Origin of the sequence: Rugamonas brunnea, assembly GCF_014042345.1 — a bacterium.
In the GTDB taxonomy this organism is placed as follows: domain Bacteria; phylum Pseudomonadota; class Gammaproteobacteria; order Burkholderiales; family Burkholderiaceae_D; genus Rugamonas; species Rugamonas brunnea.
The window spans coordinates 54,223-81,216 of record NZ_JACEZT010000019.1 but is presented as its reverse complement, the minus strand read 5'-3'; the positions used below and the strand labels follow the sequence as shown (position 1 = coordinate 81,216).

The following is a 26,994-nucleotide window of genomic DNA, read 5'->3' as shown; positions in this document are numbered from 1 at the left end:
AGTTATACCGAGCTATGTCAATAATTTGATTGACGCAGATCAAAATCACGCCAGACCGGCCGTGGAAGCAACAAAGTTGCCGGTCATGCGGCGGCATGTCGTTACAATTCGTTGCAGGCCCGCACGACACGGCGCCATGGACGCGGTAGAGTGTGTACATGAAGAAACTCTGCCTGTGCCTGCTGGTGCTGACTGGCTGCGCCGCCGTGCCGCCCACTCCGGCCGACGTTGCGGACGATGCGCGCGTGGTCAACCGCCTGACCTGGGGGTTGAATGGCGCCGACCTGCACGCCGTGCGCACCCAAGGCCTCGACGCGTGGATAGCCGCCCAGCTGCACCCGGCGCCGGCGCGCCTGCCGGCCGCCGTGCAAGCCCGGATCGACGCGATGACGATCAGCCGCCGCCCGCTCGAAGACCTGAACCGCGACCTCGAACAGCGCCGCAAGGACGCCGACAAGATCGTCGGCGACGAGGACAAGAAGGCGGCCCAGAAGGCCTACCAGGATGAACTGAACCGTCTCGCGCGCGAAGCGGCCACCCGCTCCCTGCTGCGCGACCTGTATTCCTCCGACCAGGTGCAGGAGCAGATGACGTGGTTCTGGGTCAACCACTTCAACGTCCACCAGTACAAGCACAACCTGCGCCTGATGCTGGGCGATTACGAGGACCGCGCGATCCGCCCGCGCGCGCTGGGCAAATTCCGCGACTTGCTGGCCGCCACCGTCTACCACCCCGCCATGCTGCGCTACCTGGACAATGAGCAGAACGCGGCCGGCCACCTCAACGAGAACTACGCGCGCGAGCTGATGGAACTGCACACGCTGGGTGTGGATGGCGGCTACAGCCAGCGCGACGTGCAGGAACTGGCGTGCATCCTCACCGGCGTGGGCGTCAACCTGGGCACCACGGAGCCCAGGGTCCGGCGCGAGCGGCAGGCGCAATACCGGCACCAGGGCCTGTTCGAATTCAATCCCGAACGCCACGACTATGGCGACAAAGTCCTGCTCGGCCAGCCCGTGCATGGCCGCGGCCTGGCCGAAGTGGACGAAGCGCTCGACCGCCTGGCGCGTCATCCATCGACGGCGCGCTTCATCAGCCGCAAGCTGGCCGCGTTCTGGGTGGGCGACGCGCCGCCGGGTGCGCTGGTGCAGCGCATGGCCGCCACCTTCACCGCCAGCGACGGCGATATCGCCGCCGTGCTGCGCGTGCTGTTCACCAGCGCGGAATTCCACGCCTCGCTGGGCCACCAGTTCAAGGACCCCGTGCATTACGTGGTCTCCGCCGTGCGCCTCGCTTACGGCGACAAGACCATCCTCAACGCCGGCCCCATGCTGAACTGGCTCAACCGTATGGGCCAGCCGCCGTATGGCAAGCAGACGCCGGACGGCTATCCGCTCACGGCCGCCGCATGGGACAGCCCCGGTCAGCTCAACGTGCGCTTCGAGATCGCGCGCGCCATCGGCACCGGCAACGCTGGCCTGTTCAAGACGGACGGACCGCAACCGCAGGAACAGCCGGCCTTCCCCCAGCTGGCCAATGCGCTGTACTACCAGTCCATCGAAAGCCGCCTCGCGGCGGGCACGCGGCACGCGCTGGAACAAGCCACCTCGCCGCAGGAGTGGAACAGCTTCCTGCTGTCCGCGCCGGACATGATGTACCGCTGAAGGAACCGCCATGGACCGCCGCACCGCCCTGCACCATCTCGCCGCCCTGCCGCTGGCCGCCGCCAGCACGCGCCTGTGGGCCGCCCCCAGCGCGGGCGCGCGGCTGCTGTTCGTGTTCCTGCGCGGCGGCTACGACGCCGCCAGTCTGCTGGTGCCCGTGGCCAGCCCGTTCTACTACGAAGCGCGGCCCAACATCGCCATCGCCCGTCCCGGCGCCGAACTCAATACGGCGCTGCCGCTCGACGCCGACTGGGGCTTGCACCCGGTCCTGCGCGACAGCATCTACCCGCTGTTCCAGTCCGGCCAGGCCGCCTTCATTCCGTTCGCCGGCATCGACGACCTCTCGCGCAGCCACTTCGAAACCCAGGACAGCATCGAAATGGGCCAGCCGCTCACGGGCAAGCGCGATTACCGCTCGGGCTTCCTGAACCGGCTGGCGGGCGTGCTGCAGGGCGCCCATCCGATCGCCTTCACCGACCAGCTGCCGCTGGCCATGCAGGGCGGGCTGCAAGTGCCCAACACGGCGCTGCGCAATCTCGCCAAACCGGCCATCGACGCGCGCCAGGCCCGCATCATCGCCGCCATGTACGAAGGCACGCCGCTGGCGCGCAACGTGAGCGAAGGCTTCGCCGTGCGCGACGACGTGATGCGCGACATGGCCGGAGAGATGGAAGCGGCCAACCGCAACGCCATCTCCGCCAAAGGCTTCGAACTGGAAGCGCGCCGCATCGCGCGGCTGATGAAGGACAAATACACGCTCGGCTTCGTCGACGTGGGCGGCTGGGACACCCATGTGGGGCAAGGCGGCGCGACCGGCTACCTGGCCAGCCGCTTCGATGAACTGGGGCGCGGCCTGTCCGGCTTCGCGCAAGAGATGGGAGCGGACTGGCGCCAGACCGTGGTGGTGGTGGTCAGCGAATTCGGCCGCACCTTCCGCGAGAACGGCAACCGGGGCACCGACCATGGCCATGGCACGGCCTACTGGGTACTCGGTGGTGCCGTGCATGGCGGCCGGGTGGCCGGCGAACAGACCGCGCTCACGGCCAGGACCTTGTTCCAGAACCGCGACTATCCGGTGCTGAACGAATACCGCGCCGTGCTGGGCGGCCTGTTCGCGCGCTTGTATGGACTGAACGGCGCCCAGTTGTCGCAGGTGTTCAGCGGCGTCGCGCCGCGCGACTTGTCGCTTGTTTGAGACCATGCTCCCGTCGTTCCCGCGCAGGCGGGAACCCATACACCGCATGAGCAGAGACGCAGGACGGATTCCCGCCTGCGCGGGAATGACGAATAATCGGTTCGCCTCGCTACTTGCCGATACAGAACCGGCTGAAGATCACGCCCAGCAAATCATCCGACGAGAACGCGCCCGTGATGCTCGACAGCTGCGCTTGCGCCAGCCGCAATTCTTCCGCGAACAGGTCCAGCGACTGGTCATCCTGCGCCGCGTGCTCGCCGGCGCGGGCCAGGTGCGTGCCGGCGTTTTTCAATGCGATCAGATGCCGCTCTCGCGCCAGGTACAGCGACTCGCCCGTCTGCTGCCAGCCGGCGATGCGCAGCAGTTCCGCCCGCAGCAGATCGATGCCCGTGTGCTCGTGGGCAGAGAGATAAACGTGGGTGGCGTCGTCGCGCGCGTCGATGCCGGGCTTGTGGCCGGACAGGTCGATCTTGTTCCACACCCGCAGCACCGGCACGCCGGACGGGAAGGCGGCCACGATGGCTTCATCAGCGCGCGACGGGCCATGGTCGGCGTCCAGCAGGTGCAGGATCACATCGGCCTTGCCCACTTCGGCCCACGTGCGCTCGATGCCGATGCGCTCCACCAGGTCCACCGCCTCCTCCGTGCTGCGGATGCCAGCCGTGTCGATGATGTTGAGCGGGATGCCTTCGATCTGGATGGTTTCGCTGACCTTGTCGCGCGTGGTGCCGGCGATCGGGGTGACGATGGCCACGTCCGAGCCGGCCAGCGCGTTCAGCAGCGAGGACTTGCCCACGTTGGGCTGACCCACCAGTACCACGTTGAGCCCTTCGCGCAGCAGCGCGCCTTGCGCCGCCTGGCGGAATACCTGGTCGAGCGCCTCGACGATGCCGGCCAACTGGCCGCGCGCATCGGACTTTTCGAGGAAATCGATCTCCTCCTCGGGAAAATCGAGGGTGGCCTCTACCAGCATGCGCAGCCCCGTCACCCGGTCCACCAGCGCGTTCACGGTTTTCGAGAACGCGCCCGACAGCGACTGCGACGCCGACTTGGCGGCGGCCTCGGTGGAAGCGTCGATCAGGTCGGCCACGGCTTCGGCCTGGGCCAGATCCAGCTTGTCGTTGAGGTAGGCGCGGCGCGTGAATTCGCCGGGTTCGGCCAGCCGCAAGCCCATCTGCGCCCCTGCCTCCAGCACGCGCGCCAGCAGCAGTTGCAGGACGATGGGGCCGCCGTGGCCCTGCAGTTCCAGCACGTCCTCGCCCGTGTACGAGTGCGGGCCCTTGAACCAGATGGCGATGCCCTGGTCGATGATGGCGCCGTCGGCCTGCGTGAACGGGATGTAGGTGGCGTGGCGCGGCTGCAGTTTGGTGGCGCCGAACAGCGCGGTGATCAGAGGTTGCAGATGCTTGCCGGAGGCGCGCACGACGCCGATGCCGCCCCGGCCCGGTGCGGTGGCGATGGCGGCGATGGGGGAGGAGTCGAGGTTCATGGGGTGAGATTCTAGTCTATTCAAAATGAAAAAAGCCCGCGCTCGGCGCGGGCTCTTTGCTGCGACTACCGCTTACTTGGCGGCGGCGGGCGCGAACTTCTTGGAGATCACGTACTGCTGGCCGATCGACAGCACGTTGTTCACCACCCAGTACAGCACCAGGCCGGATGGGAAGAAGAAGAACATGACCGAGAATGCCAGCGGCATGAACATCATCATCTTGGCCTGCATCGGATCCGCTGGCTGCGGATTAAGCTTGGTGGTGATGAACATCGAGATCGCGTACAGCACCGGCAGGATGTAGAACGGGTCCGGCGCGGCCAGGTTGTGGATCCAGCCGATCCAAGGCGCGCCGCGGATTTCCACCGACGCTTGCAGCACCCAGTACAGCGCGATAAACACCGGCATCTGCACCAGGATAGGCAGGCAGCCGCCCAGCGGGTTGATCTTCTCGGCCTTGTACAGTTCCATGGTGGCCTGGTTCATCTTGGCCGGGTCGCCCTTGTAGCGCTCGCGGATCGCTTGCATCTTCGGCGTGACCAGCTTGACCTTGGCCATGCTGCGATAGCCGGCAGCCGACAGCGGGAAGAACGCCAGCTTGATCAGGATGGTGAAGACAATGATGGTCCAGCCCCAGTTGCCCAGCACCTTGTGCAGCTGTTCCATGACCCAGAAGATAGGCTTGGCGATGATGGTCAGCCAGCCATAGTCCTTGACCAGTTCCAGGCCGGGCGCCACTTTGTCGAGCAGCTTCGATTCCTGCGGACCCGAATACAGCTTGGCGTCGTTCGAGACGGTGGCGCCGGGCGCCAGCGTGCCCAGCGGCTGCACGGTGCCGATGGCGTACAGGTTGGTGTCGATCTTCTTGGTGAAGATGTCGCGCGTCAGCTTGTCCTGCGGGACGAAGGCGGAGACGAAGAAGTGCTGCGAGATCGCGATCCAGCCATTGTCAGCCTTGGTCGGATGGTCCTGCACCACGGGCTTGCCGGTCTTGGCTGCTTCCTGGGCTTCCTTTTCCAGCGTTTCGAATTTCAGCTTCTTGTACTTGTCGGCGTCCGTGTACAGGGTGGGGCCGGTGTAGCTGCTGTTGAAGTAGGAATCGCCCTCGGGCTTGTTGCCGTCGTGGACCAGCTGCAGGTACAGCTCTGGTTTCACAGGCGCGGTGCCGGTGTTGGTCACGTCGTGGCGCACGTCGATCACGTAGTCGCCGCGCTTGAAGGTGAAGGTCTTGGTCAGCTTGACGCCGCCCTGCTCCGCTTCCAACACCAGTTGCACCTGGTTGGCGTCGTTCAGCATGCGCGCGCCGGGACGGGCCGTGAAGCCGGTGGTGTGGTTGGGCAGGCCGGCCGCGCCGATCAGGCCGGTCTCGGCCAGATAGGTGTGGGTGGCGGCGGCGTCGAACAGCACCTGGTTCTTGGTCGGGTCGATGCCGTCCTTGAACTGCAGCAGTTCCAGGCGCTTGATGGTGCCGCCCAGGGTGTCGATGTCGGCGCGGATCACGTCGGTGGTGATGGTGATGCGCTCGCTCTTGAACGGCGCTGCTTCACCGGTGGCGCCGGGTGCGCCCGGCGTCACGGCGGCGGCGGCCGATCCGGCGGCGCTGGCCACGGCTGGCAGTTCGGATTTCTTCGCGTCCGTGGCCTTGGCCACCTGGGCTGGCGCCGGAGCGAACATGGATGGTTTGCCATTGGAGACCATCCAGTTGTTCCAGAGAACTACCAGCGACACGGCAAACACGATCCACAGGATGGTACGTTTATTGATATCCATTACGGTATTTGTCAGGAGTGGTTGCAACCGCAAGCGGTCGTAGAAGAATCATCCGGTGCGGCGCCCTTGGGCGGCACCGGGTCAGGGCCGCCCGCATGCCACGGGTGGCAGCGGCACAGGCGCTTGACGGTAAGCAGGCTGCCGCGCGCGGCGCCATGCACTTGCAGTGCCTCCAGCGCGTAGTTCGAACAGCTTGGGTAAAAACGGCAGCGCGGTCCCAGCATGGGACTGATGGTGAGCTGATAGGCCCGGACCAGCCAGCGCAGCAAGGTGCTCATGGCGCACCCGGTTCCACGTTGGGTGGCACAGGCACCGGCGCCGGCGCCGGTGTGGATGCTGCCCGGCCCTGGCCCTGTTTGGCCTGCGAAGCGAACAGACGCGCCAATTCCACCCGCAAGGCCGCTTTGAGCTTTGCAGTGGTGGCGGGACCGTCCTTGCTGTTGACCGGCTTGGCCAGGCGCACGACACAGTCGATGGCCGGCAGGCCGGTCACGCGGAACAGTTCGCGCGTGACGCGCTTGATCGTGTTGCGCGTGACGGCGCGCGGCGCAAATCGCTTGGCCACCACGACGCCCAGCCGCGCATGCGGCAATTGGTTCAGGCGGGTGTACAGCACGAAGTGCGCCGTCTTTTGCGCCGGGCGCAAACGAAAAACGGATGAAAATTCATCCGTTTTAACGATACGCCGAACGCGCGCGAAGTCGTGTGAACCTTCGCCTGTCGAGCCGCTTGAAATACAGCTTTCCACGCGATCAGCTAACAAGCTTCAGGCTTATACAGCCAGACGCTTGCGGCCTTTTGCGCGGCGTGCGTTGAGCACGTCACGGCCACCACGGGTAGCCATACGAGCGCGGAAGCCATGCGTACGCTTGCGGCGCACGACGGAAGGTTGGTAAGTACGTTTCATGTTGGTCTCGCTAAAAAGCAAAAAAATGCAAAATCGGGTCTGACGTCCCGTCAGTTTTTGGTGCCAATGACATTTCGCGCACCTATGCCAACTGCCACGGCACAAGCTGGGTCCATCTCATCGCCCGCTGATATCCACGCTTACTCCATATTGTCGTTCAAGTGAATAAACACGGAATACGGGCGGGGAACCCTGAATTATCAGCATTTCGATCCCGCATGTCAACACTTCTCTCGCCGCCCCGGCATGCAATCCGCCGCACCGCAACACGAACGCATCGTTAAAATAAGCGCCGCGCCTGTGGATAACTTGGGCGGTCGAGAGTAGAATAGCGCGTTACGTGTGGCGAGCCCTGGCGTAAACGGCCCGAGTCCGGATGCGGCACCGGGGCCGTTTCGAGACGCCCTCCCACACCTTTTCACAGTAGACGATTCATGGAAAATTTCTGGCAGACCTGTTCCGCGCAGTTGGAACTGGAGCTGACGCCGCAACAATTCAGTGCGTGGATAAAACCGCTTATCCCCCTCGATTACGAGGCGGGCAAGCTGCGCGTGGCCGCGCCCAATCGTTTCAAGCTCGATTGGGTCAAGACCCAGTTCGCCAGCCGCATCACGGCGCTGGCCTGCCAGTACTGGGAAGCGCCGACGGAAGTGCAGTTCGTGCTGGACCCGCGCCTGTCCGCGCCCAAGAAGGCGGCCACGGTGGCGCCGGTGCCCGACGCCAATGGCGGCGTCCCCGGCAACAATGCGCGCATGGCCGACCCGGTGCCCAGCGTGCCCGAGCTGCCGGCCAGCGCCGCGCCGCGCCGCGAACAAAGCCGCATCAACACCGACCTGACCTTCGAGAGTTTCGTGACCGGTAAGGCCAACCAGCTGGCGCGCGCCGCCGCGATCCAGGTGGCCAACAACCCGGGCGTGTCGTACAACCCGCTGTTCTTCTACGGCGGCGTGGGCCTCGGTAAGACCCACTTGATCCACGCGATCGGCAACCAGGTGATGGCCGACCAGCCGGGCGCCAAGATCCGCTACATCCACGCCGAGCAGTACGTGCGCGACGTGGTGACGGCCTACCAGCGCAAGGGCTTCGACGACTTCAAGCATTACTACCATTCGCTCGACATGCTGCTGATCGACGATATCCAGTTCTTCGGCGGCAAGAGCCGCACGCAGGAGGAATTCTTCTATGCGTTCGAGGCGCTGATCGCGGCGAAAAAGCAGATCATCATCACCAGCGACACCTATCCGAAAGAGATCACGGGCATGGACGACCGCCTGATCTCGCGCTTCGATTCGGGCCTGACGGTGGCCATCGAACCGCCGGAGCTGGAGATGCGGGTGGCGATTCTGCTCAAAAAGGCCAAGCAGGAAGGCGTGACGTTCTCGGACGACGTGGCCTTCTTCGTGGCCAAGCACCTGCGCTCGAACGTGCGCGAACTGGAAGGCGCGCTGCGCAAGATCCTGGCGTACTCGCGCTTCCACGGCAAAGACATCACGATCGACATCGTCAAGGAAGCGCTGAAGGATCTGCTGTCGGTGCAGAACCGCCAGATTTCGGTGGAGAACATCCAGAAGACGGTGGCCGACTTCTTCAACATCAAGGTAGCGGACATGTACTCCAAGCGCCGGCCGGCCAACATCGCGCGGCCGCGCCAGATCGCCATGTACCTGGCCAAGGAACTGACGCAAAAGAGCCTGCCCGAGATCGGCGAGCTGTTCGGCGGACGCGACCACACCACGGTGCTGCACGCCGTGCGCAAGATCGCGCTGGACCGCACCAAGAACCCGGAATGCAACCACGAGCTGCACGTCTTGGAGCAGACACTCAAAGGTTAAACTCCAAGGTTAAGCAGGACCAGCACCAGGCGGGCCGGCGCAGTGGCGGCCCGCAAGGTTTGCCATTATGATTCTGGCAAACCCGCAAACCGCCCAACCGGCGGAATTGTTAAAGTTGTATCGTTAATTTTTACTTTCGAGGATAAATATGCAATTGGTCAAAACCACCCGAGATACGCTTCTCCGGCCACTGCAGATCGTGAGCGGTATTGTCGAGCGTCGGCACACCATGCCGATTCTGGCCAATATCCTCATCCGCAAGGAAGGCGAAAGCGTGTCGTTCCTGTCGACCGACACGGAAGTGCAGATCACCACCCACGCCGACATCGGCTCGGGCGCGGATGTGACGGGCACCACGGTGGCCGCCCGCAAGCTGCTCGACATCCTGCGCGCGCTGCCCGAATCGGGCGACGTGACCATGACGCTGGTGAACAAGCGCCTGACGGTACAAACGGGCAAATCGCGCTTCGCGCTGCAAACCCTGGCCGCCGAGGAATTCCCCACCGTGCAGCAGGCCGACAGCTACAACGCCACCGTCACCCTGCCGCAGAAGACGCTCAAGCACCTGTTCAACATGGTGCACTTCTCGATGGCCCAGCAGGACATCCGCTACTACCTGAACGGCCTGCTGCTGGTTTTGGATGGCAACAACGTGATCGCCGTGGCCACCGACGGCCACCGCCTGGCGTTCTGCCAGGTGGAAACCGAACAGCGCTTCGAGCGCCAGGAAGTGATCATCCCGCGCAAGACCATCATCGAACTGCAGCGTCTGCTCGAAGAGAACGACGACACGGTGCAGCTCGACATCGCAGCCAACCAGGTCAAGCTGACCTTCGCCGACATTGAGCTGATCTCCAAGCTGGTGGAAGGCAAGTTCCCGGACTACACGCGCGTGATCCCCAAGGGCTATCACAACGAATTCACGATCGGCCGCGATGAACTGCTGCGCTCGCTGCAGCGCGCCGCCATCATGACCAGCGACAAGTTCAAGGGCGTGCGCTGCATCATCACCCCGGGCAGCATGAAGATCAGCTCCACCAACGCCGACCAGGAAGAGGCGGTGGAAGAACTGGAAATCGACTACGGCGGCGACAGCGTGGACATCGGCTTCAACGTCACCTACCTGCTCGACGTGCTCAACAACCTGAAGTGCGACTACGTCAACATCGCGCTGGGCGACTCCAACTCGTCGGCCCTGATCTCGATCCCGGACAACGCCGACTTCAAGTACGTCGTCATGCCGATGCGGATTTAAGCGCCGTCTTAAGTCCAACCAGTCATTCCAGCAATTCGTTTTTTGAGAAAGCAGTCCATGTCCGCTAGCCCACAAGAGAACCCAGTTCCGGTCAAGACCGAAGAATACGGCGCCGCCTCCATCCAGATCCTGGAAGGCCTGGAAGCGGTGCGCAAACGTCCCGGCATGTACATCGGCGACACCTCGGACGGCACCGGCCTGCACCACCTGGTGTTCGAAGTGCTGGACAACTCGATCGACGAAGCGCTGGCTGGCTACTGCTCGGAAATCCACGTCACCATCCACTCGGACAACTCGATCTCCATCACCGACAACGGCCGCGGCATCCCGGTCGGCCTGAAGATGGACGACAAGCACGAACCGAAGCGCTCGGCCGCCGAGATCGTGCTGACCGAGCTGCACGCCGGCGGCAAGTTCGACCAGAACTCCTACAAGGTGTCGGGCGGTCTGCACGGCGTGGGTGTGTCGTGCGTGAACGCGCTGTCCAAACTGCTGCGCGTGACCATCCGCCGCGACGGCAAGGTGCACCAGATGGAGTTCGCGCGCGGCGTGGCGCAGAACCGTGAAATCGAAATGCGCGACGGCGTGGCCGTGTCGCCCATCAAGGTGATCGGCGAGACAGACAAGCGCGGCACCGACGTGCACTTCTGGGCCGACGAGGAAATCTTCACCCACGTGGAATTCCACTACGAGATCCTGGCCAAGCGCATCCGCGAACTGTCGTTCCTCAATAACGGCGTGAACATCAAGCTGACCGACCAGCGCACCGGCAAGGAAGAAATCTTCGCGTTCGAAGGCGGCACCCGCGGCTTCGTCGAATACATCAACAAGGCCAAGACCGTGCTGCACCCGACCGTGTTCCAGGCCACGGGCGAGCGCCAGTCCGACCAGGGCACCAACATCAGCGTGGACGTGTCCATGCAGTGGAACGACGCCTACAACGAACAGGTGCTGTGCTTCACCAACAACATCCCGCAGCGCGACGGCGGCACCCACCTGACCGGTCTGCGCGCCGCCATGACGCGCGTGATCAACAAGTACATCGAAGAGAACGAACTGGCCAAGAAGGCCAAGGTCGAAGTATCGGGCGACGACATGCGCGAAGGCCTGACCTGCGTGCTGTCGGTGAAAGTGCCGGAGCCGAAGTTCTCGTCGCAGACCAAGGACAAGCTGGTGTCGTCCGAAGTGCGCGGCCCGGTCGAAGAGATCGTGGCCAAGACGCTGGCCGACTACCTGATGGAAAAGCCGAACGACGCCAAGATCATCTGCGGCAAGATCGTGGAAGCGGCGCGCGCGCGCGAAGCGGCCCGCAAGGCGCGCGACCTGACCCGCCGCAAGGGCGTGATGGACGGTCTGGGCCTGTCGGCCAAGCTGGCTGACTGCCAGGAAAAAGACCCGGCCCTGTGCGAACTGTACATCGTCGAGGGTGACTCCGCAGGCGGCTCGGCCAAGCAAGGCCGCGACCGCAAGTTCCAGGCCATCCTGCCGCTGCGCGGTAAGGTGCTGAACGTGGAAAAGGCACGCTTCGAGAAGATGCTGTCGTCCGAGCAGATCACCACGCTGATCGCCACGCTGGGCACCTCGATCGGACCGGACGAATTCAACGTCGAAAAACTGCGCTACCACCGCATCATCATCATGACCGACGCGGACGTCGACGGCGCCCACATCCGCACCCTGCTGCTGACGCTGTTCTACCGCCAGATGCCGGAGCTGGTGGAACGGGGCCACGTCTACATCGCCCAGCCACCGCTGTACAAGGTCAAGGCCGGCCGCGACGAGCGCTACCTGAAGGACGACCTGGAGGAAGCTGGCTACATGATGAACGTGGCGCTGAACACGGCCGCGCTGACCCCGCGCGAAGGCGCCGACCCGATCACGGGCGAACCGCTGGCCGAGCTGGTGCGCAAGTTCAACCTGGCCAACGCCATCATGACGCGCCTGGCGCGCGTGATCGACCGTTCCGCGCTGGGCGCCATCATGACCGGCGTGACGCTGGACCTGACGTCGCTGGCATCGGCCGAAGCCTCGGCCCGCGCGCTGACCAACAGCATCGGCGACCTGGGCGTGAAGGTCACGGTGCGTTCGGACGAGCTGTCGGAGAAGCACATGTTGTGGATCGAGCGTATGCATCACGGCAACGTGAAAGTCAGCTCGATCGACGCCGACTTCGTGCAGGGCGCCGACTACGCCGTGCTGGCCAGCGCCGCCTCCACCTTCTCCGGCCTGATCGGCGAAGGCGCCGTGGTGCGCCGCGGCGAAGGCGAGCGCACCAAGGAATCGGCCGTGACGGACTTCCACCACGCCATGCAGTGGCTGCGCGACGAGGCGGAACGCGTTGTGTCCAAGCAGCGCTACAAGGGTCTGGGCGAGATGAATCCGGACCAGCTGTGGGAAACCACCATGGACCCGACTGTGCGCCGCTTGCTCAAGGTGCAGATCGAGGACGCCATCGCGGCCGATCAGATCTTCACTACGCTGATGGGCGATGATGTGGAGCCACGCCGGGCGTTTATTGAGACGAATGCGCTGCGAGCCGGCAACATCGACGTGTAAATCGTCGTGTAGCAGGAGCCATAACCTGAGATTTTGAGACGCATCTCTTGAGACTTTCATCAAAAGAAGCATTTCGATAGCTTGGCGATTTTCAGCCTACCAAGGTTCGTTAAAGGCCCTCGATTTTCGATTCGTGGGCCTTTTTGTTTCCGCATCCTCGTTATAACTAGGGTTATTTTTCCTTACCTGTCAGGCGAATTCTGACGGTGTGGCCCACTGCAGTGCGGAGTGGGGACGGGTCTCATTATAGTACTGGCGCCACTCCTCGATCTTGACCTTGGCGTCGTCCAGCGATAGGAACCAGTGGGCATTCAGGCACTCCTGCCGGAAGCGCCCATTGAAGCTTTCCACCTTGGCGTTGTCGGTCGGTTTGCCTGGACGGCTGAAGTCCAATTCCACCTTGCACTCATACGCCCATTTGTCCATGACCTTCGAAAGGAATTCGCTGCCGTTATCGACCTTGATCGTTGCCGGCAGTCCACGATGGGCAACGATCCGATTGAGCGTGGCGACCACATCTTCTCCCTTCAGGCTTTGTCCCCCGTCGATGGCCAAACTCTCGCGCGTGTAGTTATCGACGACGGTCAACGCACGCAACCGGCGCCGTCGAACAAGGCGTCGGCGACGAGGTCCATGCTCCATATCTCGTTGATCGCCGTGGCCAGGTGCTTTGGCTGCCGCAAGGGAGCAATACTGGCTACGACTCGCCAGCAACAACGAGAGCTCATCGATCATCTTTACGACGTCTTTGTTGCTTCTTGCCCGCTTCGTTGCCGATGTCGGCCGTGCTCTCAGACTCTGAGTGGGTACTTCGATATTGGCACCAGCAATCGAGAGGGCTTACATGCCAATCGTGTTGGGTATTTCGCTGGTTGCCCCGATAACATGCTCATACAGCAACTTTTGCATTCCACTAAGCTACAGTGAAAGGGCGAAATTGTTGGCTGCCTGAATAGCTTCCGAAAGGCTGCGTTTTTCGCGATATGCTATTTCAAATCCCTTTGAAATGGCCGCGCCCCTTTCTTCTGGAGTCCCGTGGTGGCCCGGGTCGTTGACCATGTTGTCGCCAAAATGATACTGAGTCATTGCGAATACCGCCGCAGGGAAATTAGGCCGCTGAAGCTTTCGCACACCTGCAAAGTAGCCAGCAAAAAAATCGGCCTGTAATTCGACACGTTTTACTGTTCTTTGGCCTGCACCGACTACTTTGTCGAGCCCTCTTTTAAACTGCAGAATATGTCCAAATTCGTGGGCGCAAACTGCCGCTACTGCAACCTCAGGACTTTCCTTTCCACTCATTAGTCTGGATAGCAGTCGTTGTCCAAACAGGACAGTACCATCAGCATTGACAAGCCGAACCTTTGGAGTCGCGTAAGCATTCAGACCATCATAGTCATCGTAGTAAGCGAAACTGGGAAGGACTTTCAAGGTCTCGGACACAGCAGCGAGCGTCCGAGCCAAGGCTAAATCGAAACTGCGATCCCCTGAACGAGGGATCATTGGCTCATTTCCTGTAATGTAAAGTCGTGTATCAGTGTTATCGTCCATGTACTGATCTGCATCTTTTGCAGACAACACGCACCCGTAGGCATGTGGCTCGCGGCGACTTTGCGCATTGCAAGCGCAGATCGGTCCAAAACCGAATATCAATGTCAGCAGACCACCCTGAACGATCTCACGGCGATTTGACATGCTCCCCCCCTTAGCACAGATTAGGAAATTTTCGGCATGCCTCAGAGTCACTTGGTGCCGGACTGGTCGGCTCATCCGACGGAGGTGTCGGGCTAGGATTTGGGGGGGTAGGTCTGGGAATTGTCGGTGTTGTGCGCGGAAGTGGTAAGGGCGCCGGTTCAGCACCAACATTGAAATTGGCGTACTCGATCCGATTTGTGATACTGCTTAAGCCTATCATCCAAACTGACTGCCCATTGGTATGTTGCACGGCCATTGCAAAAAGCCAGCCCTGTGGCAATTGTTGCTGTCCCGTCAGGACGATGTTCTGAACTTGGCCAGCTTGCGCCAGCTGAGGATACACACCTGAATTCCCAGTCTGTATCGCAATCGTTTGCCAGAGCTGCTGGCCGTACATCTGTGGATTCGGAGTTCCGGTCTGCAGCTGCATAATCATCGCGGCAAGAATCTCACGCGGATCTGCCTGTGCTTGAGCAGTGCCAAAGCTAATAATTATGAGAAATGCAGCTACCACAGTGCGCAGAGTTGCTTTCATGCCTCACCCCTTTCACATATTCAAATTTTCGCTGCCCATCAATGATGAAGTAACCAAACCGATAATAAGTCGCATGGACGGTGACGCCGGGAAACAGAACCGGTAGAGACGCGAAGCAATTTTGATAACTCTACATTAGTTGCCGTACCGAGTGTAATTTTTGTATTAGCTCTGCTCGGATTTATCCTCGGCCGAACAACGATTTGCGGATGGCGAGCAATTCTTCACGATTTGTGGCGTGTTTTCGGCTTTTTTGCATCTACCGTGCCTGAAGTTGTTGGTTCTCATGACGGGAAAAGTGGAAAATTTCATAAATATCAACTTGCTATTTTTCATGTTTCGTGTTAAGCGACACGTTGAGTGGGACCGGGTCAGGAAATGAATGCGCGCTAATATTCGGCGGCGGGCAGATTGGTCGGGAGTCGGTAAATGCGTCAGTGGTTTTTGTTATTCGTCAAATCTTTGAATTGCGAATTCTTTAGACTCGGCGCGTGAGTATGCGCAGTTGTGCAAAAAGGCCCACGAATTTCGATTCGTGGGCCTTTTTGTTGTGCGTCCAGCATGGGCGCAATCTAGCGGGTGTAAGTCCCGCCTCGATCTGACCATAGCAAGCGAAGTGAAGCGCGACTGCGAAAGGGCGACCGACGGCGGAGAGGAAACGTCGAAGAAGTACGTTAGTGTCGATGATAGAATCGTTAGCCAAGCCTTGAGCTAACGGGCGGGCAATCAGCTTGCGCGATGAGCTTCATCGTTCGCAGTTACGGATGAATGAAAGTCGAGGAGGTTGCGATGAAAATTGACAAGAGAAATAAGGTCCGTCAAAAGGCCGTGAGCAAGTCACGGGAGATAACCAATTTTGCAGTCAATGTCGCACGGATGGAGCAATATTTGGATCAGTCCCGGAATTCTTTCAGTGAACGTGTTAGGCACACAAAGGAGGCTCAAGAAAAATTTTCCGGGGTACTTGCTGGTCCCGCAAAACGCCTCGTCCTGTCAGGCGGCTCCCAACCAGATATGCGTGACAGCCCTCAGCGCCGTCCAGACCCAACATGAGGTGGAATTGTAGCCGCCATTTTTTGGAGAGTGCTCCTGCCCGTGTTCTTATTGCCAATGAACGCTGAGCACGAATGCCGTGCCGATCAGGTCTGAACCGCCCCGGAAATCTGGGAGGCTCCCTTGAGACATCTATCTAGGGATGCGTTTCGATATCACAGACTAATAATTGTCTATGCTCCAGAACTTCGCTCGACGAGCACTCACTATGCGAGCCAGCGTTGCGACATTTTTCCAGATCATCGGCATTGGAATTTGGCTTTGTTGGGCCACTTGGCTGCATGCCATGATCACGACTTGAAGTGGGACTTCATCGAGAAGCGTGCACATGTGCACAAAATACTTGCTCTCGACCTTGGCGGACGAAATTGCATCAACCAAGGCACGTTCATCCATCACATCTCGATAGCCCACACTTGCTCCCTGAGCAGCCATCCAAACCCAGCGACGGTCGCGAATAGGCTGCCACGTTTCGGTGTCCAGTCCTAACACACGTGCCAGCGAGTCCGGATCATTCGCATCATGCTCCACCGCCAATTGCTGCGCTCTACTTAGTGTCATTGCGAGACTGGCGCAGCGATCGATAATGGGATTAGGTTCAGCAGGCATGTCACATTTCGCGTTTGTATTTCAGGTGGTTGGCCGAGTCAACCACGACTGTTGATGATATTACCGTCATCTGGGCGAACTTTACCAGCCGCCGCATGGGGGAAAAACAAGCCATCGAGTCGTTGATGAAGGCCATCTTAAATGGTGAGGTGAGAGCAGTCACACCTGCTAAGCATCTTGGCGATCTGTCCTTTCGACGGTCTGACGTATCAAAATACTTCGGTATGCCGCTGATCGAATCAGGCATGACAATTCAGCAGCTGGCCAATGCCACTGGCTGGAAATGGGAACCCAAAAGTTCTATGCAAACTTTACAGTTAATAAACACTTCTATTGCAATTTATGATATGCAATACTGTGGGCTTGTCGAACGGTAAATTTAGGGGAAACGATAAATTGCAACATCCTGCTGGCAGGGATATGTGATTGATCGCCACGTTACTAGACTAATATTCGAGGCCTCTCGGTGCTTCGATAAGGGCGCTATCTGGCAACGCCCGACATCGCACGGCCTGCGATGGATATTTTTACGGCATGCCCCATGTCTATCAGTCTTAAAGGAATCGAATAATGGATGGTCTCCAACCCTACCTCATCGGTCTTATTTTACTGACGTTGGCAAGGCGCCCAAGTAGAGCTTTTTCGATAGTGTTGCTCGACCAAGAACTGCATTACGAACTACCCTACAGATATAGCCGAGAGGACTTCGAGTTTTATCTAGCGTTCCGTAAGTCGCTGTTGCACGACAGAATAGGTGTCATCGCCCGCCACCTGCGTGCAATGGCTCTGCTCGGACTGGTCCGAAGTATTGATGCGCCGGAAGGAAATGTCGATGGTCCGGCAGCCACGTGGGGGGTGGTCAATCACACTGTCCTAAACGAACGGTTTCCCGAGGATAAGCAGAGCGGTCTGGGAAGTGGAGATGGTCGGGGCGGCGGCGATGAAGGCGGCGGCGGTGGCAACAGCACAGGAGACGGCGGAACATCTGGGGGAGGTGTGCGCGAGATACTTGGCCACCCTTATTTATTTGCACTGCCAAGAGCGGAGTTCGCCAGTCTTGTCGACGGCATGTTTGATGGACCGGGGGCTCCATGAGCGGGAGTATGAGACGCGTTGAGGAGATCGACTGTTTGAGCCTTATTGCACACAAGGTGGCGTCGAATGTTTTCGATCTTTCCAGTCGTCAGTTCAATGTCAGTATCCGCGATCAACTCGTACGCGCTCAGCAACTGATAACGGACTTAAAAATAGCTCATCCAGAGTCGAGATCGCTCCTCGTTATAGGCATGGGCGCTGCTGGAATGGCGGCAGCACTTGCTGCATGCGAAGCTGGTTTCGACAAGGTTCGCGTTGTGGACACAAGGGATCAGCCATTTAGCTTGTTTCGTAACGTAAAATCGCGTTTCGTTGGCCCATACATGTACGAGTGGCCCAGTTCGTTCCACGGCAACCAGTCCTACCCATGCCACGAAACCTCAGCTTGGGGTGGCTATGGCCGATCACCTCTGTCTTGGGAGGCAGAGCATCCAATCAGCGCCGACGAGTTGGCCGAACAACTGACGCGATCGGTACAAAACTGGATAGCGACCGCGCTGAAATCTAACCCACCTGTGCCAATCCCTGCGTTCTACGTCAATGTGGGGCCAAGACAGATTGGCAGATTCGTTAAGGAGTTTGCGGAGCGGGAAGCGGTCCGTGCAATCGAGGACGAGCATGGCGCCTATCAAAGCGCAAAGGTCGTATTGGACTGGATGGGAACCGCAGCCGCCCCCTGGAACGGTTTGGCGGAGATGCCGCCGCAACCGTTTGCGCCCGATTACGTCATTATCGCTGCAGGCATGGGAACGGAAGTCGTGCGCGTGCCAGGTGCGCGTCAACCTGCGTCGCAATCGTTTTGGGCCGACGACGATCTTAAATCGCGTGCAGTGACAAAAGAACGTATCGTAGTGCTCGGGGGAGGGGATGGTGCTATTCAGGACACCTTGCGTATTCTCACCCACCATAATCACCCACTCTCGCTAATACGGGACATCGAATCCGTACCCGCAGTAAGGGATGCTCTGCAGAACGAACTTCCTGCGCTGCTGAGCGTCGACCGACAGCTGCGGCAGCACGGGTCGTGGTCTCGGGACAGTTCAGGATTGGCAATGGCTGATGCCGCATGCAAGCAAGCAGCGGCGCGTCTTGCATCTAACCCGACGGTAGTACGACAGGTCCGTAAGACCTTGCGTAATGGCACCGGTCAGGTGATCCATATCGTCCGTGGGCAACACTTCGATAAGGCTTATTTGCTCAATCGGTTCGTGATCTATTTGTTGGAGCAATGTTTACGCACTAAGTTAGGCAGGGCAACGCCGCACATGCAATTCAAGCTGTCGTTTGGTTTCGATGTCAAACGCTGTGTCGATCGGCGCCGAAAGGCCAAGGGATATAAAGCTGCTTGGACGCTAAGACTTGGCAGGCAGGCGTCGAAGTCGCCTGTTAGGTCGATTGATGCCGACAAGGTGGTTGTAAGATTTGGCGTTGATCCTTCGTCCATACCTGGCGCAACCATGATTCAAATAAGCGAACGCGTGTCACAGCAGCGCTCGACACTTACGCGAGTTGAGTTGCCTTTTGTCGCATTGGGGCGCAAACGCGCATGAATGCCTGCGTAACGTTGGGGCGCTTACTGCAATCGGCGAGGTTCCTCAGGATATTAGCCGGCGGGCAAGTGCTGGTATCCATGAGGTAGAGTATCTCATGCTATGCCCCTCAAAATCTCATGAAATGCTTGCAATTCTCCCACGAGAGCTTTGTTGGTGGGATACAAAATCTCAGGACATGATTCCCACCGCATCTTTCGACATTGGCGTATTCTGGGCTGAAGCATTGACACTTTGGGCGTTTTCACTGTGCTGGTACACATCTGCCAGGACGAATATCTTTTTGGAGCACAGGTCGCTACGAAAAATGCTGTTCAGGCCGTGACTTACGCTGGAAACCTCTCGTAGGTACTACGCGACAACTGGCGCCATTGCGATCTCCAGCTTGTTCGCAATGGCGGGCGACGCCCCCGGAGGATGGGTTGACAAGCGCTCAGAGTCTCGCTCATAATTATTCTCTGCTTGGTCGCCTCGTCGAATGCTGCTCACATCCGAGGCCCGCAGCGTTTGTTTTCAGCATAGTCCGATTTACCCGTTGTGCCCGATGCAATCGTTTATTGCCAGCATCGCACACGGCCCCCAGCAGTCGTGTCAGGCAATTAACGCCCTCATAAGGAGGATGCATCATGGCTACTATTGCTATGCGCGTTGCCACGTCTGCGGCAAGCGCTCTCCAGGCAGACAACCTGCCGTTTAAGATTCAAAATTCACAACAATTCGTCGTCGCCGCACTGTTTGGCAACAGCGTCGTCAGCTTTGAAGAAATGTTGAAGTTAGAAGTTCCCATTGTCATCGACGAGGTTGAGGCGAAAGCTTCAAATGGTACAGTTCGAACATGGGAGCGCCTCTTGCGTGACGATGTGGTCTTCGAGCGCGTGGATAAAGCACTTCGCCGCGCATATGAGCGCTTGGGTGAGCCGCTGCCGGATCCAATCACTTTGCGGTTCATGAAATTGAACGCGACTGACATCGTTACTAAGCATGTCCGCCAGCATGGACTCTTTGTATATACACAAAAGCTGCTGTTTTCTCCGGCATACAAGGCAGTCGCCATAGATATGCTCAAAGAAATGAAACTGCCCGAACTTCCCCCGGTCTCAGCGAGCACTGCTATAGCTAGCGGCCGCCTGCCTGCCCTCCCATCGAACAACCTGAAGGAGCATCTGCTTTTCCTCGGGGGACAACGGATGCAGGGGTTCGGATTTCTGGGTTCTTCGTTCGCGCGGTGGGTCGCTGAACATGAACCAACGTTGGTAGAGTTTCCGGCGCCGAATCTCGAACCGGGCCGCATGGCTCGCGCAGACCGTTTTACTGAGCACCCCAAATTCCCTGTCGCGGAACTCGGCTTAGGCTTCTTCCTGGCTACTGCAAAGGGGCAGCTCGGCGAGAACATCAGCATTGTGACACCATGGTATTCACTCCGGCAGCCAATGAATTCTCCACCCAAACCGTGGAGCGCGAATTTTCTGCGCGAGAGTGTGAACCCGCGTTTCCAAAAGCCGATCGAGCGTACACGACTGGATTCCGCATTTGCGGACATCGGCCGTCAAAGCGTGCGCCTGAAGGTCTGCCCTGGGTGCGACGAGATATACTCGAATGATCGCGTCGATCTTAAACTCAGCTGCACTTGCGCACAGCGAACCTAAGGAGATGCTCATGAAAAACGAGGTAATTCCGAGTGCCCCAGTTCCAACGATCGATGGCGAGGTACGCAATCTGCTGGACCTGGCGGCAAGTCTTGAAGCGCATGGCGTGCAGAACGCAATGGTCGAAGGTGGCACGCGTTACGTGCGTGATACTGAGACCGGCAGCACGATCGTTGCCACGCGCGACGTGATCGTAAAGAAGACATCTGCGACACTTGGTGTGATGATCGCGCTACCGGGAGCATCGCAGGACGAGGTGTTGAAGGATCTGAATTCCTTTACGCAGGAACTACGCGGTGCGGTGGTCGGCCGCAGCCAATCCTGGGTATCAGACAGAACTGCCGACTAAGCAATTCAATCATCAACCCACGGCTCCAAGCCTGCTCTTGGAGCCGATTTCTTGGTGGTGGGATACTTCCATGGGTGATTTCCCTTGTTCAACGTTTGCAGGTTTCGCTTCGGATTTAGTATCGCCGGAATCTCACCTTTTGCTTCCTCAAGTCTCAACTGATACGTTCCGTTGCCCGACCGGACCTTTGCTGACACGGCGAAATATCTCAGATTATGAGTCCTGCTACACGTCGCAAACGCATATCACATGAGAAAGCCAACCGTTCGTTCGGTTGGCTTTTATGCTTCTTAGAACGTACTACTAGAATCTCAGGATCTGAGATTCATAAAACCCTTCGAACTTTTGTAATGTATGCGCTACGCTCCCACCAACGGTACCTGAGGCAGAATCGCCGGGTGGTCAGGATGGGCAGCCACAAACTCTGACGCAATTCGCCGCACATCCGCAGCCCAGTTAGGTCCAGCGACAACTCTGTCTGTATCCGCAAATGAATCCAGAAAACTCTTGGTTACATGCGGATTATTGAGAGTCGCGCCGCGCTCGGCTATGTATCGCGATCTCAACTGTAAAATCTCCAGCATTTTTCCCTGCGAGATATGCTGCCTGCCGTCAATGTTTATATCCAATGCGTTATTATATTCCTCACCAGTCCATTGCTGCTTATGCAACTTCTTAGCATCAGTCACTGAATAATGTTCCTTTTCACCGCACACATCAAACAAATCATCAAGAACAAATCTCGCGGATGCACGTGCTGCCAATTTAAAATCAATCATGATTTTCGCCTCAATGGATGCAATCCATGGCTCCATGTCAATTGGAGTTAAACAAAGGCAACTTTGAAGCTCTGGGCGACGCGCTTCTCTTGAATAAAATCCAATGACAAAAAGCTTACGACGCCATTTAGCGATATGTTCCATACCAACATCTCGAGCAGTCGAAACTGTACTATTCGTCGTAGATTTTACCTCTACCTCAAAGCGGCAAAGACGCCCTCCAACAGGAAGATCCAGTATTGCATCGACTCCTGCACGCTGGTGTGCAGGGTCCCAGTTAAGGTTAAACATCCGAACCAACTCACGTTCACGCTCGTCATCTTGAACCGGCATCAGACCCCCAAGGCTATAGCAATCTGCCTAGCAACTGCATAGGCCACAGGTGGACACACGCTATTTCCTATCTGCCCGAGGACTTGATACACAGCCCCACTAAATCGCCAGTCCCCTGGGAAGCCCTGCAGCAAAGCACAATCGTCAACTGACATACGAAAATGCCCATTTTCTGGCGTGTAGGCCGCAGCCATTGAGCGAGTAGGCTGGACACCGTTTGGCCACACGTTCAGTTTGTCCCATACCGTCATAGATGCCTTGCTATTTACTACACCAGTAGTGTTCCGGGGGCCAGTGAACCCAGAACGCAACGTTGGCGCGACCTCGTCAAAACCAATACTAGGCAGCCCCAAGCTCGTTCGAGTGGTGTTACGGGGCAACAGAGGACCAAATACCGTATCGACATCGCCATGAGTAGGTTGAGGCTGAATCCATCGTGCGGCGTCACGCGCTGCCCTAAAACCAACAAAGAACACCCTTCGGCGAGCCTGCGGAACGCCAAAGTCATGAGCGGCAAGTTTGAACCTAAAGATAGTGTACTGCCCTTTAAGCGGAGAAATGATAAATTCGTCAACAAAAGATTCGAATTTGCTATCCAACAATCCTGGCACATTTTCGGCAATAAAGGCGCGGGGACGGGTTTGCAGGACACAACGAACGAAATCAGGCCACATATTTCGCGGGTCGTCTGCACCAGCTTGCTTGCCAGCAATCGAAAATGGCTGGCAAGGTGGCCCACCATGAACAATGTCCACGCCCCTATAACGACTAAATGGAGCAGCGCGGACGTCGCCTTCAATAGAGCCTGAATGCACATCCCAGTTAGGACGGTTCCCACGCAAGGTTTCTCCACAAATGTCGAGTATTTCATATGAGGCCAGGTGCTCAAAGCCTGCGCGCTCGAAGCCTAAGTCCAGCCCTCCCCCTCCAGAAAACAGAGAAAGGGCAGTTAAACCATGACGATCAAGCTGCGGCATGAGGTCATTGGGGTCAAGACGCTCATTAAGCTCTTCTTCGAGTACCCCCGCGCTCTCTGAGTGGTCCCGCAGCATCGCTTGTTTCCGCGCTTTGGAACGAAGAGAGATTTCGCGGTAGCGGTCCCGTTGTTCATCGGTTAAATCGTAGGGCATATTGAGGTCTTGGAAATATGGTTTTAAATACAACAAAAATGCAAGGGCAACTAGCCACAAAGTATACAGCGATAGCGGATGCTCTAGGTATTTATCGCACCCGAGACCAAATCGACACACTCTGCAACCACAGCTCACTTGGTATAAGCGTCGGCTGCAAGACGGAAGTTCCAAAACGCAATTTCCATTTCTCATAGAAAATTTTTCAACGTTCCTGCGATCCACACTCAAGAAACTGCGTCAACACGTTCAGCAATCCAGATTGACGCAGTTCGCACTCCCATATCGTCAGAACATCCCACCCCGCCGCCCGCAGCGCTGCCAGGTTCTTATCGTCCCGCGCCTTGTTGGCCATCAATTTCGTCGTCCAGAATTCGACTCGCGTCTTCGGGATTCGGGCGAATTCGCAACCCGCATGCATGTGCCAAAAGCAACCATGAACAAAAATCACCTTCTTGCGTGCCGGGAATACCAAATCAGGCGTACCTGGCAGCTTCCGGACATGCAGGCGGTAACGATATCCCGCCTTGTGCAGCATGCGCCGGACGATCATCTCCGGCCGGGTATCCTTGGCCCGGATGCGCGACATGATGTCGCTGCGCAGCTCAGGTGTGACAGAGTCGACCACTACTCCCCCTCGCGACGGCCAAGCCCTCTAGCACAGCTTGGGCATCAAGTTCTGATGCCGATCAATGATCGGTCATCAGATATCTTAGGGGAGAATTCACGATGTAAAAATCGGAATTTGCGTGCAGGCCAAGACGCTAAAGGCCGGCGACCATAGCGCCCCTGGCGACGAGAACACACTGCGGTGGCCGAGCGGGTCGGTGCGCTAGTTCACGTTGCGGAAATCAACACGGATACAGACCTTTCCGGACTCGCTCATCTTCAAGGACTCCAGCCCCAGCCCTACCCTACGCTCTGCCTCCCTAGGTGCCCTCCAGTCACTTGCAACATGGCATGAATACTGCTAACCACAACCATGCCAAAAGCAAATTCCATGTGATGTTTTCGTCGTAGGCCCGGCGCCACCAGCTCTGGGCCCAGTCTGGATCTCGCAGGCCTTCGTTGCCACAGCGAAATGCTAGTTGCTGGTGCACGATGTGTTCACTTCGGTGCGCACGGCCTGGGATGGCGCACGTCGCGCGCGATGTGCCGGTCCGGTCTATCTGCCGCGGACTCACGCCTTCAACGATTTTCAGGACCCGGCTTTGGACGATCACCTTACGCACATTCCCCCCGCGCACGCGGCCATGGACACCGGCACGGCTTTCCCGTCGCAAGCCGATTTATTGGACGAGCTCGCCGGACTGGGGCGCTGGGCCATGGATCGCGCCAACGCCCGCATGCGCTTTTCAGCCGTCGCCCTGCGGTTGCTCAGCCTGGCGCCAGACCGCGCGCATGACGAGTGGACGACGGGGGTGGTGCCGGAAGACAGCGCACCGCTGGCGGCCGCACTGAGCGAGATAGCCCACACCGGCAAGCCAGTGCTGTGCGAGTTCCGCGTCTTCGCGCCGGACCATGGCGTGCGCTGGCTGCGCCTGCAAGCGCTGCCGGCGGCGGACCTGCCCATGGCCAGCGGCATACTCAAAGACGTCACCACGGCCAAGCGCGCGGCCACCCGCGAGCGCTTCAATTTCGCATTGACCCAATACCTGATCGGCACCGACACCTTCGACGCCGCCGTCGACAAGATCCTGCACCTGGTCTGCGATGAACTGGGTTGGGAATGGGGCGCCTACTGGGCACTGGAACGGGGCGACACGGTCGACCTCCTGAGCTGCAAGCACGTCTGGCACAAGCCCGACCGCGACTACACGCAGTTCCGCGACGCGACCATGCGCCTGGCCGTCACGCCAGACGAGGGGCTGGTGGGCCAGACCTGGCGCACCGGCGAGGCGCAATGGGTGGACACGACCGTGACCCACGCCGACCGCACGCGCGCGCGCGCCGCCGGCCACTGCGGCCTGCAGTCGGGCTTCTTCTTCCCCGTGACCTATGTGGCCGCCGACGGCAAGCTGCACCGGGCCGGCGTGCTGGAGTTCTTTAGCGCCGCCCCGCGCCAGCGCGAGGCGCAATTGCCGGGATTGGCCGCGTCGATCAGCGCCCTCATCGCGCAGACCGCGCAACGCATGGTGCAGCAGGAGCGCGTCCGGGTGCTGGCGCAAACGGATGAGATGACCGGCCTGGTCAACCGCGCCCATTTCCACACGCTGCTGGACGCGGCTTGCGCCAGGGGCCGCGAGTTCGGCCTGCTGTACATCGACCTCGACCAGTTCAAGCCCATCAACGACGGCTTTGGCCACGCGGCGGGCAACCAGGTGCTGTGCGAGTTCGCCCACCGCCTGCGGGCGCTGCTGCCCGGCGACGGCGTGGTGGCGCGTCTCGGCGGCGACGAGTTCGCGTTGCTGGCGCCCGCCGGCCTGACCGGGGCGCGGCTCGACGCGCTGGCCAGCGCCGTGCTGGAGGCGGCGCGCGTGCGCTTCAACTACATGGGACACGATCTGTCGGTGTCGGCCAGCGTGGGCATCAGCCTGTTCCCGCGCGACGGCGACAACACGGCCCAGCTGCTGCACGCGGCCGACGCCGCGATGTACGTCAGCAAGGACCATGGGCGCAACCTGGTCAGCTACTTCAACCGCGACCACGACAGCAAGCAGCGCGCCAAGGCGGCCCAGTTGCTGATGCTGACGGCGCTGCAGGACGCGCTCGACGGCGACGAATTCTTCCTCGAATACCAGCCGATCTACGACATCCAGGGCCCGCGGCTGGTGGGGCTGGAAGCGCTGATCCGCTGGCGCAAGGCCGACGGCACCATCGTGCCGCCGGACCAGTTCATCCCGGTGGCCGAGCACAGCCGCCTGATCGTGCTGATCGGGCGCTGGGTCATCGAGCAGGTCTGCCGCGACCTGCCGCGTCTGCGCGCGGCGGGCCACGGCGGCATCCAGGTGCACGTCAACATGGCGGCGCCGGAATTCCTCGACCGCGACCTGCCGCGCGAGCTGCTGGCCATCACCGCCGCCGCCGGCGTCGATCCGCGCCAGATCTGCCTGGAGCTGACCGAGACCGTCGTCATGCGGCACAAGGACAAGACCCTGCCCATCATGCGCGAACTGGAGCGGCTGGGGTTCGAGATCAGCCTCGACGATTTCGGCATGGGCTATTCGTCGCTGTCGCTGCTGAAGTCATTGCCCATCAGCTCGCTGAAGATAGACCGGCTGTTCCTGCAAGGCGTGCCGCACGACCAGAACGATTGCGCCATCGTGCGCACCATCATCGACCTGGGCCGCAACATGAAATTGCGCGTGATCGCCGAAGGCGTGGAGCTGGATGCGCACCTGGGTTTCCTGCGCCAGTACGGCTGCGCGCTGATCCAGGGCTACCTGCCCGGCCGCCCGATGGCGCTGGCCCAGCTGATCGCGATGCTTGCTGCATCGCGTGCCAAGCAAGGTGCCGCCACCGCGCAGCGCCCGGCACCGGCACCGACCGCGACACCTGCGCCTGCGCCCGCGTCGACGCCGGCGCGGACTCCGATTCCCGAACTTCCCTGAGGAG

Annotated in this window: 22 protein-coding genes and 1 pseudogene; 11 read left to right on the top strand and 12 right to left on the bottom strand. The window is 59.4% G+C overall.

Annotation, left to right across the window (positions count from 1 at the left end; translation table 11 throughout):
• Positions 1–158: 158 nt before the first annotated feature.
• Both H3H37_RS22360 and H3H37_RS22355 read left to right on the top strand, forming a co-directional pair.
• Positions 159–1,664 carry a DUF1800 domain-containing protein gene (locus H3H37_RS22360; protein ID WP_182166681.1) on the top strand — a complete coding sequence of 502 codons (1,506 nt, stop codon included), beginning with the start codon at positions 159–161 and terminating at the stop codon, positions 1,662–1,664.
• A gap of 10 nt (positions 1,665–1,674) precedes the next feature.
• Positions 1,675–2,859 (top strand): DUF1501 domain-containing protein, encoded by a 1,185-nt coding sequence (locus H3H37_RS22355; RefSeq protein WP_182166679.1) that lies wholly within the window; start codon positions 1,675–1,677, stop codon positions 2,857–2,859.
• Positions 2,860–2,968: 109 nt separating this feature from the next.
• Here the strand turns inward: H3H37_RS22355 and mnmE are convergent, their stop codons facing one another.
• From mnmE to rpmH, 5 genes are all read right to left on the bottom strand, one after another.
• Positions 2,969–4,348 carry a tRNA uridine-5-carboxymethylaminomethyl(34) synthesis GTPase MnmE gene (gene mnmE, locus H3H37_RS22350; RefSeq protein WP_182166676.1) on the bottom strand — a complete coding sequence of 460 codons (1,380 nt, stop codon included), beginning with the start codon at positions 4,346–4,348 and terminating at the stop codon, positions 2,969–2,971.
• Between the two features lie 72 nt (positions 4,349–4,420).
• Positions 4,421–6,118: a membrane protein insertase YidC gene (gene yidC / locus H3H37_RS22345; protein WP_182166674.1), complete on the bottom strand. Its 1,698-nt coding sequence runs from the start codon at positions 6,116–6,118 to the stop codon at positions 4,421–4,423.
• 11 nt (positions 6,119–6,129) lie between these two features.
• Positions 6,130–6,396: a membrane protein insertion efficiency factor YidD gene (yidD, locus tag H3H37_RS22340; protein ID WP_182166672.1), complete on the bottom strand. Its 267-nt coding sequence runs from the start codon at positions 6,394–6,396 to the stop codon at positions 6,130–6,132.
• Positions 6,393–6,866 carry a ribonuclease P protein component gene (gene rnpA / locus H3H37_RS22335; RefSeq protein ID WP_375540026.1) on the bottom strand — a complete coding sequence of 158 codons (474 nt, stop codon included), beginning with the start codon at positions 6,864–6,866 and terminating at the stop codon, positions 6,393–6,395. The genes yidD and rnpA overlap by 4 nt, the downstream gene beginning before the upstream one ends.
• A gap of 24 nt (positions 6,867–6,890) precedes the next feature.
• A complete protein-coding gene (gene rpmH / locus H3H37_RS22330; RefSeq protein ID WP_010401996.1) occupies positions 6,891–7,025 on the bottom strand; it encodes a 50S ribosomal protein L34 in 135 nt (44 codons plus the stop codon).
• Between the two features lie 434 nt (positions 7,026–7,459).
• Here rpmH and dnaA point away from each other — a divergent pair, with 434 nt between their 5' ends.
• The 3 genes from dnaA (at position 7,460) to gyrB (ending at position 12,668) form a co-directional block, all read left to right on the top strand.
• Entirely contained in the window at positions 7,460–8,857 is a 1,398-nt protein-coding gene (gene dnaA / locus H3H37_RS22325) for a chromosomal replication initiator protein DnaA (protein WP_182166670.1), read from the top strand.
• Between the two features lie 148 nt (positions 8,858–9,005).
• On the top strand, positions 9,006–10,112 hold the full coding sequence (gene dnaN, locus H3H37_RS22320) for a DNA polymerase III subunit beta (protein ID WP_182166668.1): 1,107 nt from the start codon (positions 9,006–9,008) through the stop codon (positions 10,110–10,112).
• 57 nt (positions 10,113–10,169) lie between these two features.
• The gene (gyrB, locus tag H3H37_RS22315) at positions 10,170–12,668 is read left to right on the top strand and encodes a DNA topoisomerase (ATP-hydrolyzing) subunit B (protein WP_182166666.1); all 2,499 of its coding nucleotides are present in this window, start codon (positions 10,170–10,172) and stop codon (positions 12,666–12,668) included.
• A gap of 189 nt (positions 12,669–12,857) precedes the next feature.
• Here the strand turns inward: gyrB and H3H37_RS22310 are convergent.
• The 4 genes and pseudogenes from H3H37_RS22310 to H3H37_RS22295 all read right to left on the bottom strand — a co-directional run.
• Positions 12,858–13,348, bottom strand: a pseudogene (locus H3H37_RS22310) (IS3 family transposase); the annotation flags it as partial.
• Between the two features lie 238 nt (positions 13,349–13,586).
• Complete coding sequence (locus tag H3H37_RS22305) at positions 13,587–14,360, bottom strand: hypothetical protein (RefSeq protein WP_220456532.1); 774 nt, start codon at positions 14,358–14,360, stop codon at positions 13,587–13,589.
• A 10-nt stretch (positions 14,361–14,370) separates the two neighbouring features.
• Positions 14,371–14,895, bottom strand: a complete 525-nt coding sequence (locus tag H3H37_RS22300) for a hypothetical protein (protein ID WP_182166664.1) — start codon at positions 14,893–14,895, stop codon at positions 14,371–14,373.
• Between the two features lie 1,215 nt (positions 14,896–16,110).
• On the bottom strand, positions 16,111–16,557 hold the full coding sequence (locus H3H37_RS22295) for a hypothetical protein (protein WP_182166662.1): 447 nt from the start codon (positions 16,555–16,557) through the stop codon (positions 16,111–16,113).
• Positions 16,558–16,586: 29 nt separating this feature from the next.
• Here H3H37_RS22295 and H3H37_RS22290 point away from each other — a divergent pair, with 29 nt between their 5' ends.
• The 5 genes from H3H37_RS22290 to H3H37_RS22270 all read left to right on the top strand — a co-directional run bounded on the left by H3H37_RS22290 (position 16,587) and on the right by H3H37_RS22270 (position 21,197).
• The gene (locus tag H3H37_RS22290; RefSeq protein WP_182166660.1) at positions 16,587–16,934 is read left to right on the top strand and encodes a hypothetical protein; all 348 of its coding nucleotides are present in this window, start codon (positions 16,587–16,589) and stop codon (positions 16,932–16,934) included.
• Positions 16,935–17,127: 193 nt separating this feature from the next.
• Positions 17,128–17,652, top strand: a complete 525-nt coding sequence (locus H3H37_RS22285) for a hypothetical protein (RefSeq protein WP_182166658.1) — start codon at positions 17,128–17,130, stop codon at positions 17,650–17,652.
• Positions 17,653–17,660: 8 nt separating this feature from the next.
• Positions 17,661–19,202 (top strand): FAD-dependent oxidoreductase, encoded by a 1,542-nt coding sequence (locus H3H37_RS22280; RefSeq protein WP_182166656.1) that lies wholly within the window; start codon positions 17,661–17,663, stop codon positions 19,200–19,202.
• 626 nt (positions 19,203–19,828) lie between these two features.
• Positions 19,829–20,848, top strand: coding sequence for a hypothetical protein (locus tag H3H37_RS22275; protein ID WP_182166654.1), 1,020 nt, complete (start codon positions 19,829–19,831; stop codon positions 20,846–20,848).
• A 10-nt stretch (positions 20,849–20,858) separates the two neighbouring features.
• Complete coding sequence (locus H3H37_RS22270; protein ID WP_182166652.1) at positions 20,859–21,197, top strand: hypothetical protein; 339 nt, start codon at positions 20,859–20,861, stop codon at positions 21,195–21,197.
• 359 nt (positions 21,198–21,556) lie between these two features.
• Here H3H37_RS22270 and H3H37_RS22265 read toward each other — a convergent pair whose 3' ends face one another.
• The 3 genes from H3H37_RS22265 to H3H37_RS22255 all read right to left on the bottom strand — a co-directional run bounded on the left by H3H37_RS22265 (position 21,557) and on the right by H3H37_RS22255 (position 24,067).
• Positions 21,557–22,309: a PDDEXK family nuclease gene (locus tag H3H37_RS22265; RefSeq protein ID WP_182166650.1), complete on the bottom strand. Its 753-nt coding sequence runs from the start codon at positions 22,307–22,309 to the stop codon at positions 21,557–21,559.
• Positions 22,309–23,472 (bottom strand): DNA cytosine methyltransferase, encoded by a 1,164-nt coding sequence (locus tag H3H37_RS22260; RefSeq protein ID WP_229218976.1) that lies wholly within the window; start codon positions 23,470–23,472, stop codon positions 22,309–22,311. Before H3H37_RS22260 ends, H3H37_RS22265 begins: the two co-directional genes overlap by 1 nt.
• Before the next feature lie 172 nt (positions 23,473–23,644).
• A complete protein-coding gene (locus H3H37_RS22255) occupies positions 23,645–24,067 on the bottom strand; it encodes a very short patch repair endonuclease (RefSeq protein ID WP_182166648.1) in 423 nt (140 codons plus the stop codon).
• Positions 24,068–24,650: 583 nt separating this feature from the next.
• Between H3H37_RS22255 and H3H37_RS22250 the strand changes: the two genes are divergently transcribed.
• Complete coding sequence (locus H3H37_RS22250; protein WP_182166646.1) at positions 24,651–26,990, top strand: sensor domain-containing protein; 2,340 nt, start codon at positions 24,651–24,653, stop codon at positions 26,988–26,990.
• Positions 26,991–26,994 lie beyond the last annotated feature (4 nt).

Bases quoted from the DNA above. Each gene is read 5' to 3' on its own strand.
- H3H37_RS22360 (WP_182166681.1), top strand. From the start codon at position 159: ATGAAGAAACTCTGCCTGTGCCTGCTGGTGCTGACTGGCTGCGCCGCC.
- H3H37_RS22355 (WP_182166679.1), top strand. From the start codon at position 1,675: ATGGACCGCCGCACCGCCCTGCACCATCTCGCCGCCCTGCCGCTGGCC.
- mnmE (WP_182166676.1), bottom strand. From the start codon at position 4,348: ATGAACCTCGACTCCTCCCCCATCGCCGCCATCGCCACCGCACCGGGC.
- yidC (WP_182166674.1), bottom strand. From the start codon at position 6,118: ATGGATATCAATAAACGTACCATCCTGTGGATCGTGTTTGCCGTGTCG.
- yidD (WP_182166672.1), bottom strand. From the start codon at position 6,396: ATGAGCACCTTGCTGCGCTGGCTGGTCCGGGCCTATCAGCTCACCATC.
- rpmH (WP_010401996.1), bottom strand. From the start codon at position 7,025: ATGAAACGTACTTACCAACCTTCCGTCGTGCGCCGCAAGCGTACGCAT.
- dnaA (WP_182166670.1), top strand. From the start codon at position 7,460: ATGGAAAATTTCTGGCAGACCTGTTCCGCGCAGTTGGAACTGGAGCTG.
- dnaN (WP_182166668.1), top strand. From the start codon at position 9,006: ATGCAATTGGTCAAAACCACCCGAGATACGCTTCTCCGGCCACTGCAG.
- gyrB (WP_182166666.1), top strand. From the start codon at position 10,170: ATGTCCGCTAGCCCACAAGAGAACCCAGTTCCGGTCAAGACCGAAGAA.
- H3H37_RS22305 (WP_220456532.1), bottom strand. From the start codon at position 14,360: ATGTCAAATCGCCGTGAGATCGTTCAGGGTGGTCTGCTGACATTGATA.
- H3H37_RS22300 (WP_182166664.1), bottom strand. From the start codon at position 14,895: ATGAAAGCAACTCTGCGCACTGTGGTAGCTGCATTTCTCATAATTATT.
- H3H37_RS22295 (WP_182166662.1), bottom strand. From the start codon at position 16,557: ATGCCTGCTGAACCTAATCCCATTATCGATCGCTGCGCCAGTCTCGCA.
- H3H37_RS22285 (WP_182166658.1), top strand. From the start codon at position 17,128: ATGGATGGTCTCCAACCCTACCTCATCGGTCTTATTTTACTGACGTTG.
- H3H37_RS22280 (WP_182166656.1), top strand. From the start codon at position 17,661: ATGAGACGCGTTGAGGAGATCGACTGTTTGAGCCTTATTGCACACAAG.
- H3H37_RS22275 (WP_182166654.1), top strand. From the start codon at position 19,829: ATGGCTACTATTGCTATGCGCGTTGCCACGTCTGCGGCAAGCGCTCTC.
- H3H37_RS22270 (WP_182166652.1), top strand. From the start codon at position 20,859: ATGAAAAACGAGGTAATTCCGAGTGCCCCAGTTCCAACGATCGATGGC.
- H3H37_RS22265 (WP_182166650.1), bottom strand. From the start codon at position 22,309: ATGCCGGTTCAAGATGACGAGCGTGAACGTGAGTTGGTTCGGATGTTT.